This is a genomic window from Nostoc sp. FACHB-888 (assembly GCF_014696655.1).
Lineage (GTDB): Bacteria > Cyanobacteriota > Cyanobacteriia > Cyanobacteriales > Nostocaceae > Nostoc.
This window is the reverse complement of record NZ_JACJQM010000010.1, coordinates 35,340-47,593: the sequence shown is the minus strand read 5'-3', so window position 1 is coordinate 47,593 and position 12,254 is coordinate 35,340. Positions and strand designations below refer to the sequence as shown.

At 40.4% G+C, this 12,254-nt stretch carries 11 protein-coding genes; 7 read left to right on the top strand and 4 right to left on the bottom strand.

The genetic code is table 11. From position 1 onward, the window contains the following. Positions 1–17: 17 nt before the first annotated feature. Entirely contained in the window at positions 18–2,336 is a 2,319-nt protein-coding gene (locus H6G26_RS08750) for an NACHT domain-containing NTPase (RefSeq protein WP_190728879.1), read from the bottom strand. A gap of 707 nt (positions 2,337–3,043) precedes the next feature. Between H6G26_RS08750 and H6G26_RS08745 the strand changes: the two genes are divergently transcribed. The 7 genes from H6G26_RS08745 (at position 3,044) to H6G26_RS08715 (ending at position 9,066) form a co-directional block, all read left to right on the top strand. Next, complete coding sequence (locus H6G26_RS08745; RefSeq protein WP_190728878.1) at positions 3,044–3,418, top strand: hypothetical protein; 375 nt, start codon at positions 3,044–3,046, stop codon at positions 3,416–3,418. 76 nt (positions 3,419–3,494) lie between these two features. Then, positions 3,495–3,749 (top strand): TIGR02450 family Trp-rich protein, encoded by a 255-nt coding sequence (locus H6G26_RS08740; RefSeq protein WP_190728877.1) that lies wholly within the window; start codon positions 3,495–3,497, stop codon positions 3,747–3,749. A 778-nt stretch (positions 3,750–4,527) separates the two neighbouring features. After that, positions 4,528–5,394, top strand: a complete 867-nt coding sequence (bchL, locus tag H6G26_RS08735; RefSeq protein WP_190728876.1) for a ferredoxin:protochlorophyllide reductase (ATP-dependent) iron-sulfur ATP-binding protein — start codon at positions 4,528–4,530, stop codon at positions 5,392–5,394. A gap of 32 nt (positions 5,395–5,426) precedes the next feature. Further along, on the top strand, positions 5,427–6,221 hold the full coding sequence (locus H6G26_RS08730; protein ID WP_190728875.1) for a DUF5331 domain-containing protein: 795 nt from the start codon (positions 5,427–5,429) through the stop codon (positions 6,219–6,221). A 176-nt stretch (positions 6,222–6,397) separates the two neighbouring features. Beyond that, positions 6,398–7,801: a ferredoxin:protochlorophyllide reductase (ATP-dependent) subunit N gene (locus H6G26_RS08725; protein ID WP_163939065.1), complete on the top strand. Its 1,404-nt coding sequence runs from the start codon at positions 6,398–6,400 to the stop codon at positions 7,799–7,801. Between the two features lie 162 nt (positions 7,802–7,963). Then, entirely contained in the window at positions 7,964–8,209 is a 246-nt protein-coding gene (locus H6G26_RS08720; protein WP_199326722.1) for a hypothetical protein, read from the top strand. A 230-nt stretch (positions 8,210–8,439) separates the two neighbouring features. Next, positions 8,440–9,066: a retropepsin-like domain-containing protein gene (locus H6G26_RS08715; RefSeq protein ID WP_190728874.1), complete on the top strand. Its 627-nt coding sequence runs from the start codon at positions 8,440–8,442 to the stop codon at positions 9,064–9,066. A 74-nt stretch (positions 9,067–9,140) separates the two neighbouring features. Here H6G26_RS08715 and H6G26_RS08710 read toward each other — a convergent pair whose 3' ends face one another. The 3 genes from H6G26_RS08710 to H6G26_RS08700 form a co-directional block, all read right to left on the bottom strand. After that, positions 9,141–9,881 carry an amino acid ABC transporter ATP-binding protein gene (locus H6G26_RS08710; RefSeq protein ID WP_190728873.1) on the bottom strand — a complete coding sequence of 247 codons (741 nt, stop codon included), beginning with the start codon at positions 9,879–9,881 and terminating at the stop codon, positions 9,141–9,143. Positions 9,882–9,929: 48 nt separating this feature from the next. Next, positions 9,930–11,126, bottom strand: coding sequence for an amino acid ABC transporter permease (locus H6G26_RS08705; protein ID WP_190728872.1), 1,197 nt, complete (start codon positions 11,124–11,126; stop codon positions 9,930–9,932). A 167-nt stretch (positions 11,127–11,293) separates the two neighbouring features. Continuing rightward, entirely contained in the window at positions 11,294–12,220 is a 927-nt protein-coding gene (locus H6G26_RS08700; RefSeq protein WP_190728871.1) for an ABC transporter permease subunit, read from the bottom strand. Positions 12,221–12,254: the final 34 nt, after the last annotated feature.

The window sequence follows — 12,254 nt, the reverse complement described above, 5'->3', positions numbered from 1 at the left end:
CAGAGGGAAAAGACTTACTACATTGCTCCCTGCCCCCTGCCCTCTGCCCCCTGCCATTCTCGCTTGGAGAGTTCTTTTATCGGCAATAAACTGGCTTCAATCTCCTGGCGCACAATATCTGTTACCTCACAGTTGCTATTGAGGCAATCGATAAGCAACTGATTGGCATCGTAATATTGTTGCAATACTTGTTGTTGCTGTGGGCTGAATTGCCAGTGATGCTGAATGTTTTGATGCTTGGCGATAATCGCCTTTAACCGTTCCATCCAAGCAGGATAACGTGTTTGCCACTGTGTCTGAATCCTTTCTCTACTTTGTTCTGGATGAGGCAGTAGGTCTTTAAGTTGTTGTAAAGCTTGATGTAAGCCAGCATCTTGAACAATTGCTAAAGCACTACTCACAGCATCGTTGCACCCATAGACATCAGCAAAATTAGATTCGCATTCCATTACTAAGTTATCTAATGCCACATCCAAAAAAATATCTTGATCGAAAATGCAGACAAGGGCAAAGTACGCAGTAAGGTGAGGAGTCTTAGCCAGGGCAAGATAAAACGCCCAAATTGCAGCAGAATCAGGAGCAGCGAGAGACTTTTGACTTGCCCAAGTCAAAAATTTTTGCAAATATGGATCTTGAGCCGCTAGAGCATCAATTTCTTGCTTCATCAAAAATACCAAAAAATCTGCATTCCGTAGCATGGCAACCGTTAACAAAAAGATTTCACGCCATCTGGGTTCAGTAATATGAGTCACCAGACGTTCTAAGGGTTGTTTTAATGCTTGTAAATTATAACTGCCTACGATTTTTCGGGCAGTTAGGTATTCTTGAAACGTCAAATAAGAGAAAGAGAAAATCCCCCGCACTCGTTCTGCTAGTAATCCATGTTGCAACTCTATCGCCTGAAGTATTCCTTCACTATCTAATTCCAATTCCTCTGGTTCTGTGGAAGCATTCGGCAAATCACCGATATAATCGCTAATGTGTTGCTTAACAATGCGTTGTTCAAAAAAGTAATTACCCTGCTCAAATGTCGCACTAGCAACCTGACTCAGCAACTTAAGTTTTTGTGGTAATGAAAAACCTTGGTATACTTCATCCCGCTCAATTGCTTTAGTTTCGTCCCATTTGCCCAGGAGCAGGTCTAAACACTGCTTATAAAAAGCAGGTTTTTGGGTTGGAAATTTGTTCTGGTGATGAAAAACCCAGCAGGTGAGATGCAAAAACAAGGGAGTGACAGCAAGTCTTTGAAATTGTAAATTTTCGGGTAAATCTAGTTTCTCAATAAACTCAAATGCCTGTTCTTGTTTATCCTGGATGTTCGTTTTCGTAACTGCTGTAAACCACTTCTGAGCAAAAGCAACAATTTTATCTTGACTAAAAGGGGCAATTTCAACATCTGTAAAGCGTCTGAGGTTCAAAGCTTTAGCTGCTGTGCGGCAGGTGACGACAAATATATTCTTTTGATACTTTTCAGATAGTCTGCGAATCTCATTGACGACACCCTTACTCTGTTGATGGAGTACTTCATCTAATCCATCCAGCAAGAGCAATGCTCTGCCCTCCAACAATAAAGTTTCCAGCACAGATGGATCTGAAATTCCACAGGTAGAGAATTCTTTGCAAATATAGTTGAGTAAATGGAACTGCCCTGCTTTTCTAGATTCGTCGGCAAAATCTCTTAAGGTGATAAAAATAGGAACCCGATTTGCTGCAAATCTCCCTCGGTTGCATTGAATCGCCAGATGTTGTAAAAAAGTGGTTTTACCTGCTCCCGGTTTACCCAACACCCGCAGCTTTGAGTAAGTTTGAACTGCTGTGATTCCCGCCATTTGTGTCTGGGATACTTCACCTAAACCGAAACGATCAAATTCTTTTGATGTAAAGTTTTGCAAATCAGCAAACTCTAACCACTGAAGGCTTGCAATCTCCTCCAAAATATTGACATCGATGTAAATGTCGTCTATTTTAACGGGGCGAGTAACATCTAATAACTGCAAAGTGCCGCACTGGTCTTGAATTTTGTCGAAGCGTTGCGATCGCACTTGTTGTACTAGAGCATCAATATCTAAAAATTCAGCAGCACCAAGTTCTTTTGATTCAGAGAATTCTTCTGGAGGATTAGCCGCAACCTCGCGCCAATTCAACGACAACACAGAACAAATTTGTATAAAGATATGACGCTCTACGGGACGCCCAGTAAAAAACCGCCAAATTGGTTGGCGAGTCTTTAAGTTGACTTCAAAAGCCAAATTGTCTTGTGTCCACCCTTTGTGAGCGAACGCTTTTTTGGCTTGTTCAATCCCAGTGAGTGACGCCTCGAGCGATCGCTTTACCATAGAAGCTTACACACATCAAATAAGAATTATTCAATTTGGCATTATTGCAACATACAGTTTCGGAACTACTTAGAAGTAAGTTAGCTATTTTTGCTATTTTTAAATACTAATGATTTCATTTAAAGCATTTTTAGCCAATATGCTGTGATTGTATTATTCTCGGTATAATCTGACGCAATAAAGTATATTTTATGATTTTATATTTAATGTCATAGAAACTTTTTCTATATCTAGTAGCTGTAGTACTGCGGCAAGTTCAAATTTTATGTATGCTTTATGTATGATCCAGTACTTGTAATAAGTATTGTAGCACTTATTTATATTTGTTTATAAAATCTATAAAGTTAGCTTGTTATGTTTAATATTTAAATAACTTATAGCATTTCCTAAGCAGCAAGTTACACCAAATCTTTTTTACCAAGGTTAGTACCTTTGAAAACCTACCTCACTAAGTACAGAACTGCTATAGCTTAAAAAGTAAAGAGTAAAAAGATAATCCCGCATAAATAAATTTAGGGTATTTGATAAGAACGTATTGTTTCACAGGCACGATAAGTTTTTTCACCATCAGCATTAAAGATTGGCAAGATTGCAAGTGTTGTTATGCTTCTAGTTTGAAATCCTTTGCCTCAAATTATGCCTCTACCATTCTCCTCCTGCCCCACACAGAGTTAACATAATCTCAGGTCGCCTAGTGGATGCTGAAAATGATTGACCCCTACGACTTTGAAGATGATGACTTTGACTTTGAGGATGAAGATTTCTTGAAAATAAAACCCATCAGCCAAATGACTGAAGGGGAAAAGCTACAGCGATTTAAGGGCTTCTTTGACAGTAGCAGCCGTGCGATGTTGCAAGATTGTCTATTTCGTATCGTCAATTACGAAGATGGTACGGGTACGTTAGAAATTCTTTGCCCTAATGAAGTTGTAAGACAACGCCTTTCCAAGAAAAAACGCAAAATTACCAACAACATCAATACTTGCTGGAGTCATATCAGATGGTTTTCGCTATGTGTCCAGCAAGATAGTGAGTTGCATTGCCAGAAGTTTACCCGTAACGGCGATTTGGTGACATCTTAATTTAGGTATTGGGGACTGGCGATAAAGAAAGTGTTTTCCCAATACCTAATGACAAATGACAAATGACTAATAACAAATGACTAAAAAACAGAAATTTCCTTACCTAGTTGGTTCTAAGTGGACTGCACAGAAAAAAGTCGATGGCTGGCGACACTTCCAAGTTGTTAACCGTAAAAATCAGGCTAAGTGGGTTTATGCCGAAATGGTTTCTGCTTGCGATCCGAAAGTCCGTTTTTGGATAAATGCCAAATTATTACAAGATAGCTCCCAGTGGCAAGCTGGCTGGCAAACATTACAGGAAATCCACGGGCTTGAAACTGAGGTGTCCTAATTATCTTAAATAGCACGACTGAAATAAATTTTAGACTTACGCATACTCTAAAATTGTTCTCTTAGCCCACGGAGGTGGGCTTTGCTTTGTGTAACCGCGTACTCCTACGGAGAAGCAAGCTACGCGTAGCGTGCCGCAGGCTCTATCTATTCCCTTGGCTCTTGGAAAATATTTGGCAAATTAATAATTTTTTACAAAACCAGACTAACTTACTCTCAAGCAGCAATTAAATGGTTGTAACTACAGACTGAAAACTGGCAATTTTTCTGCGATACCTTCTCTACGAGACGCTACGCGTAGCTTGCTTCCACGTTCGCGTAGCGTCCCGCAGGGAAGTGGTACGGTGAGCTACGCTAACGCAAATTCCAGTAGTATTTCCAGCATAGGGCTGCATATACCTCTCTTTCCCCTTAACCCTGCGCCCCAATGCCTTGAAAACACGTTGTGCAACCACCAGCTAATTCTATGAAAAGCATTCAAAAAAGCCGATTTCATGTTTTTGTATTTTGTAACTATTTTTATAAAAATAAGTAATAAAAATTGTTTATTTATGCTTTTTAGAGCTAATAAAGTCTTCAAGAGGTATAAAATCCCAAATATATTCGATTTTGACTTAATTCATCGGATAAGACCGTTTTCCAAATTAAGAGCCACTTTCTTTTCTATGTAATTTGCCCAATAATGACATTCACAGACCTCACGCATCGCCGTCTCAGGAAAGGTGAAGGCAAATGTTTGAGCCACAAGTTTGACAAAAAGCTATAAGAGGCAAATAAAAGTGAAACTAGCAGTCTACGGAAAAGGTGGTATCGGTAAATCCACAACTAGCTGTAACATATCAGTCGCCCTAGCTAAACGTGGCAAAAAAGTGCTGCAAATTGGTTGCGACCCCAAACATGACAGTACCTTTACCCTGACTGGGTTTTTGATTCCGACAATTATCGATACCCTCCAAGAAAAGGATTATCACTACGAAGATGTCTGGCCAGAAGATGTAATTTATAAAGGCTACGGCGGTGTTGATTGCGTAGAAGCTGGTGGGCCACCTGCAGGTGCTGGATGCGGTGGATACGTAGTCGGTGAAACCGTAAAATTACTTAAAGAACTCAATGCCTTTGATGAATACGATGTAATTCTGTTTGACGTTTTGGGTGACGTAGTTTGCGGTGGTTTTGCAGCACCACTAAACTATGCAGATTACTGCCTGATTGTTACAGACAACGGCTTTGATGCTTTGTTTGCCGCTAATCGAATTGCTGCTTCAGTCCGCGAAAAAGCACGAACTCACCCACTGCGTCTAGCTGGGTTGATTGGCAATCGCACCTCCAAGCGCGACTTGATTGAAAAATATATAGAAACTGTGCCAATGCCAGTTCTAGAAGTTTTACCTTTAATTGAAGATATCCGTGTTTCGCGTGTGAAGGGTAAAACTTTGTTTGAGATGGCAGAGCAAGATCCTTCCCTAGACTACGTTTGCGACTACTATCTCAACATCGCTGACCAAATTCTGGCGCGTCCTGAAGGTGTTGTGCCTAATGACACACCAGATCGTGAGTTGTTCTCTTTGTTATCCGATTTTTATCTAAATCCGGGTAAACCCCAGGTTCCTAATTCAGAAGAGGAACTAGACTTGATGATTGTATAAATCACCAAGTTCTCAGGATGGGGGACAATAATATGGCTTTCTTTCACAGCTTTACAGATTCAATAAAGCAAAAGTGGTTGCAATTTTTCCAGAACAATCGAGACTGGATTACCCTGCATATGCAAGTGGAATCAGTGTACACCCCTGATGGCGGGAAGCGACCACCTTCTTACCTCATCCTGGGAGTTCTTAACGCCCTAGAGCCAAAACTAGCGCAGTTAATGTTGCCCTTTGCCAAACTCAATCCTGATGCCGATACCTTGATTGAAGTGCTAGATTTGCATTTTGACCCAGATTTAGTTCTCGGTAATCGCTTTGTTGGCAACCCAGAAGTAGAGAGATTCGTAGAAGAAGCAGCAGCTGTCATCGACGAAAAGCCTGAAGAAGAAACATTGGCCTATCCTCATACAAATGGCTTTGCAGCGGTGGCGGTAGTTCAGGAGTTCACAATAGTGGATTCTGACGATCCAAGGCTGGAAATCAGCGAGTTGGAGGAAACCGAAAATGACTTTGGCGATATTTCCTTATCCAACGGACACACCTTAAAAGATGAGTCTCTTGAAACCTCTAGTTTAGAAGCAGATGAGTTTGGGGAAATTGCCTTCGATACAGATGTAACAGCTGTAATGGAAATAAAGCTGGATGAAGACGAGGGACTTGAAGATAGTCCACTAGATGAGAATGCGTTTAAAGACGTGTTATCAGATGTCTGGGGCGATGAAACAGCTTTGCAAAAAGCTGAAGAAAATAACGATTTTTTGGGGGAAGAACTGCCAGCAGGCGTTTTTGATGAATCAGAAATTGCCCGTCTCTTCCCCAATGCTTAATTATTGCCGTTCCTCGCAATTTTAAGGTTTAAATTTGGGATTTTGGATTAGGAATTAGGGAAATTGTCGTTAGACAAAGGATACTTTTGTTGTCCCAGTCTTCAATCCAAAATTATCAATCTAAAATCTAAAATTGGTTGACTTGCCATTAAATATCAAGGGGAGAAAAAACCAAAATGACTGTCGCTCAACAACCAGAAGCTTTAAGCTTTGAATGTGAAACTGGAAATTACCATACCTTTTGCCCAATTAGCTGCGTGGCGTGGTTATACCAAAAAATTGAAGATAGCTTCTTTTTGGTGATTGGGACAAAAACTTGTGGCTACTTCCTGCAAAATGCGATGGGGGTGATGATTTTTGCTGAACCCCGCTATGCAATGGCAGAGTTGGAAGAGGGCGATATTTCGGCACAACTGAGTGATTATGAAGAGTTAAAGCGGTTGTGCTTGCAAATTAAACGCGATCGCAATCCTAGTGTAATTGTCTGGATTGGCACTTGCACCACTGAAATTATCAAAACAGATTTGGAAGGTTTGGCACCGAAGCTAGAATCTGAAATTGGTATTCCCATCGTAGTAGCGCGGGCAAATGGTCTAGATTACGCGTTCACCCAAGGGGAAGACACTGTTTTAGCAGCAATGGCTAACCGTTGTCCTGATAAGGCTCCTGTGGCGGAAACAGAAAAAAGTGAACGCAATGCGATCGCTAAATTGCTCAACTTCGGTAAAAAGAAAGAAGATGTCGCCCAAGATGAATCTGAGTACGTGGATCATCCACCCTTAGTTCTCTTTGGCTCTCTTCCCGACCCCGTAGTTACTCAGTTAACCTTGGAACTGAAGAAACAAGGCATCAAAGTTTCCGGCTGGCTACCCGCGAAGCGCTTCACAGAACTGCCAGTACTGGAAGAAGGGTATTACGTCGCTGGTGTCAACCCCTTCCTCAGCCGCACAGCTACCACCTTAATGCGCCGCCGTAAATGTAAACTTATTGGCGCACCCTTCCCCATTGGCCCCGATGGTACCCGCGCTTGGATTGAGAAAATCTGCTCGGTGTTCGGTATTACTCCCAAGGGTTTGGATGAACGGGAAGCCCAAATTTGGGCAGGCTTGGAAGATTACGTGAAACTAATTCGTGGTAAATCTGTATTCTTCATGGGTGATAACTTGCTGGAAATCTCCCAAGCAAGATTCTTAATCCGTTGTGGGATGACTGTTCATGAAATCGGCATTCCCTACATGGATAAGCGCTATCAAGCTGCTGAGTTGGCATTGCTGGAGAAAACTTGCCAAGAAATGAATTCACCCCTGCCAAGGATTGTAGAGAAGCCAGATAATTACAATCAACTTCAGCGTATTTATGAGTTGAAACCAGACTTGGTAATTACTGGTATGGCTCACGCTAATCCGTTGGAAGCACGCGGTATTAATACAAAGTGGTCGGTGGAGTTCACTTTTGCTCAAATTCACGGCTTTACAAATGCGCGTGACATGTTAGAGTTGGTGACTCGTCCGTTGCGTCGGAATAATAATTTGAAAGATTTGGGTTGGGATAAGTTGGTGAGAGAAGAAGCGAAGATTTAAATTTGGGTTTGGATTGAGCAACAGCATATAATTAAGGCGAACCCAAAAAGTTCGCCTTTTTTGTCTCACAAAGGCGCAAGGGAAGATCGCTTAAAAATAGTTCCAATTAGGTGGATATCGCTAAATTATAACTTAGAGAAAATTTAACCATTAAAGTTAATTATGCTTAAGCTAAATCCACAAAAGCTACCATTTCTAGAGTCTATTGGTTGGCAGCTAAAAAATGTATATCAAATGAGTAAGAAAGAAATTGTTCAATTGTATCAACGCAATTGGCATCATCAAACTACCTTCAAAAATTTAAAACAAGAAGAAAAGGATTTTGTTCATTATTTTGCCAATCCTTTGGCAATCCAATCAGCAAGCATAAAGGTTACTGTCACTGGTAAACTCATAATTTTCTCCTAGTAGCTAAAATTTCAGCAGCGTGATGTCTGGTAGCTAGTCGCTTCGATTCTGCACAGCAAATACCTGCGCTTTACTCAGTATTCCCAAATTGATTTGTAGTTTGCGTAATACGATGTTTATGACGGGCTACGCCTACGCACTTTTTAACCAGAAGATGCAGAGCGATCGCAGATACAATCATAAGTAAAAGGCAAGCGGGTAAAAAATGGCTGAAATTATCACCAAAATCTATGAATAAAACACCCTCTTCCGATGAAAGTAAGCAAATGCTGAAGTGGCTAAACCAGAATCGCCAAATGTTATTAGATTTATATAAAAATCAATATGTTGCTTACAATGCTAATGGTTTAATAGCTCACAGTGAAAGTTTGCGTGAAGTTCTAGAATTAGCAGAAGCATCAAAGCAAATATTTGCAATTTACTTAGTTCCGCGTCGCACTGCTTCTATTGAGATTTTACCAATTCGCTTTCGTACAATTGCTCGACATGATTGGCAACCAAATTATCATGTAAAACTGAAGCATAGAGATATAGAAATGTCCACAACTATGTTAGTGGACTCTGGTGCTGAATTAAGTTTAATTTCCTTCAAAGTCGGTCAAGATTTAGGCTATGCTTTGGCTGATGCAGAATCAAAATTATTAGCAGAAACTATTGGCGGAAGAGTTGAGTATGTTTTACGTAATGTTGAAATGACAATTGATGAACACAGTTTTATTGCTGCTGTGGCATGGTTACAAACTAATACAGGTGGAGAGCAATTACTTCTAGGAAAAGAAGTTGTATTTGATAAGTTTAGTATTGAGTTTAGGCAAGCTGATGAACAAATTCTCTTTATATGGCGTGGAGATAGCTAATTAGTTAACCACAGACACTTCTCGCAACTTGCAAAAACTTGCGTAAAACAGGGGTCAAAGGTAGCGCAGAGGTTTTAGAGAATTTGCGACAAAAACTTGCGTGTTCTTTCTTCTTTGGGGTGGCTGAAAAATGCGTCAGGGGTGGCTGACTCGACGAGGGAACCGCTATCCATTAAGATAACTCGATCGGCGACTTCACGGGCAAATCCTACTTCGTGGGTAACGACTACCATTGTCATCCCATCACGGGCGAGATTTCGCATTACATCCAAAACTTCTCGTACCATTTCTGGATCTAAGGCTGAGGTTGGTTCGTCAAACAGCATAATTTTAGGTTGCATGGCTAAAGCACGAGCGATCGCTACCCGTTGTTGTTGTCCACCAGATAACTGTCCTGGATATTTCTGCGCTTGTTCTAAAATTCCTACTCTTTCTAATAGTTGCATTGCTAATTCTTCGGCTTTTGCCTTTGGCGATCGCCGTACCCAAATTGGGGCCAAAGTAATATTTTGCAAGACTGTGAGATGAGGAAATAAATTAAATTGCTGAAATACCATTCCCACTTCTTTGCGAATCGTTTCAATATTTCGCAAATCATGGCTGAGGGTAATGCCGTCGATTTCAATTTTTCCCTGTTGGTATTCTTCTAAAGCATTAAATGTGCGGATAAAGGTAGATTTACCTGAACCAGATGGGCCCATCAAAACTACTACTTCTCCACGATTAACTGTTAAGCTCACACCCTGAAGAACGTGGAATTTACCATACCACTTGTGAACATCTTCAGCAACAATTATTGACTGTACCTCTGACATAATATTTAAAGTCCAAATAATGAATATTATTTTTATAATGACCAATGACTAATTATTCAACTGTCTCTCTAATCGCCGAGAAGCCAACGACATTGAGTAACAAAATATCCAATAAATGAATCCAATAAATAGATAAACTTCTGTATAGCGATCAAGAAACTGTGGTTGTGCCAATATGGAACGGGCAATACCTGTTAACTCTACTAATCCCACCAAAGATAATAGTGAAGTATCTTTAAATAAGCCGATAAACTGACCAACGATCGCAGGAATAACAGTACGTAAGGCTTGAGGTAAGATGATAAACAAAACTACGAAGGCTGTATTTAATCCTAGCGCTTTTGCGGCTTCAATTTGCCCGCGAGGAACTGATTGGAGTCCACCGCGCACGTTTTCTGCCATGTATGCAGCACTAAATAAAACTAATCCAGCAATTGCTCGTAGTACCCGATCTAAACGCACATCTGCTGATATAAATAATGGCAGCATTATCTGAGCGAGGAACAAAATCCCAATCAGTGGTACTCCCCTGACGATTTCAATGTACAGGATGGAAAACCAACGGACTGCGGGTAAACTGCTTGTACGCCCTAAAGCTAGTAAAACCCCAATGGGAAAGGAAAGTACAATACTGGTTGCTGCCATCAGTAGGGTAAGTAGCAAACCATTCCATAAATTTGTAGATACAGGTTGTAATCCAAATCCACCGCCGAGTAGCCAAAGAATAACGGGGAAAGACACTAACCATAATAGAGAAAGCCAAGGAGTTATTAAGTTAGTAAACTTTCCTCCAAACCAAAAACCTGCAACTAGCAAAACTGCAATTAATAGTAACCAGAGGCGGGCTGTAAAGGCTAGCGGTAAAAAAATTAATAAAACGCCAGTTATAAAAGTAAAAAAATAAATTTTACGCTGAGTCAACTGTTGTTTACCAAAAAATATACCTACAGTTATAGCGCCTAAACTTGAAGCGATCGCCAGCACAATCAAAATTCGCCAATATAGCGTTTGAGGAAACCTACCAACTAAAAATAAAGGTAAATTAACCTGAATTACCGCCCATTGTGCTTGAGTAGTTGCCCAAGTTACAATTCCTCGCACTACCCAAAACAACAAGATAAAACAGACAACAGTTAATAAGCTGTTGTACCAAGTATTAAACAGATTTTTACGCAACCGCAACAATTTTGGATTTTGGACTTCAGCTACGTTCAGAACAATTTTGGATTTTGGATTGTTTGTCATCTTAATGATTTGTTCTCCCCATATCTTTGTTACACGTAACTTACAAAGATGATTGCGACAGATAGGAAACAAAAAGCAATTATCAATAAATATTTCTCTATCAGGACTTACACATACCTTGCTTTTGGTAGGAGTACACAATTTAAAATTTAAAATCTAAAATTGTATTATCTCTCTTTAATTTGTACGCTACGATTGAAGAAATTCATAACTATAGAGATGGTTAAACTCAGGGTGAGATAGGTGAGTATAATCAGTAATATCACTTCTACGGCTTTCCCAGTTTGGTTATAGGTGGTAGAGGCGACAAAATAAATATCAGGGTAGCCGATCGCGATCGCTAAACTGGTATTTTTCGTCAAATTAAGATACTGGCTCGTCAATGATGGTATTATTACCTGCAAAGCTTGAGGGAATACTACCAGCCGCATAACTAACCCTGGTTTTAATCCTAGCGATCGCGCTGCTTCCCATTGTCCCCTAGCTACTGATTGAATCCCACCTCGGACAATCTCAGCGATAAATGCACCCGTATAAAACGTTAATCCCAACAGCAAAGCTGAAAACTCTGGGGATAAGGTAAACCAAGGGAGTTCTAAGCCATTTTGACTAACGCTAATAAAACCCCAAAGGGATATTTTATTTTCTGTTTTGGGGAAATTGAGGAAAACAGCAAAGTACCAAAACAGCAATTGCAGCAGTAAGGGTGTATTGCGGAAAATCTCTACGTAAACCATCGTGATATTCCGCACTAGCCAGTTGTCAGAAAGTCGGGCAACCCCAGCACTTACTCCTACAATTGTTGTGAGCAAAATTCCCACAAGCGCTACCCGCAAGGAGTTAATTAATCCCACCCATAAAGCATGAGTATAGGGGTCAGTGGGTTTATAGGGAATTAGCGTCTCGCCAATATCAAAAGATGCTTGTTGCTTAAAAAAATCAAAGCCAAACGGAATACCTAATCGCTGCAAATTACGATTGAGATTGCCCAACAGTATTACTACTACAATTACTGCTAACAATACGGCAATGAATTGTAAAGCAATGCGCCAAAAACGGACATCACGCCATAAAGCTGGTTTTGAATTTGTCATTTGTCATTTGTCATTGAGTACAAGAGCCATAGGG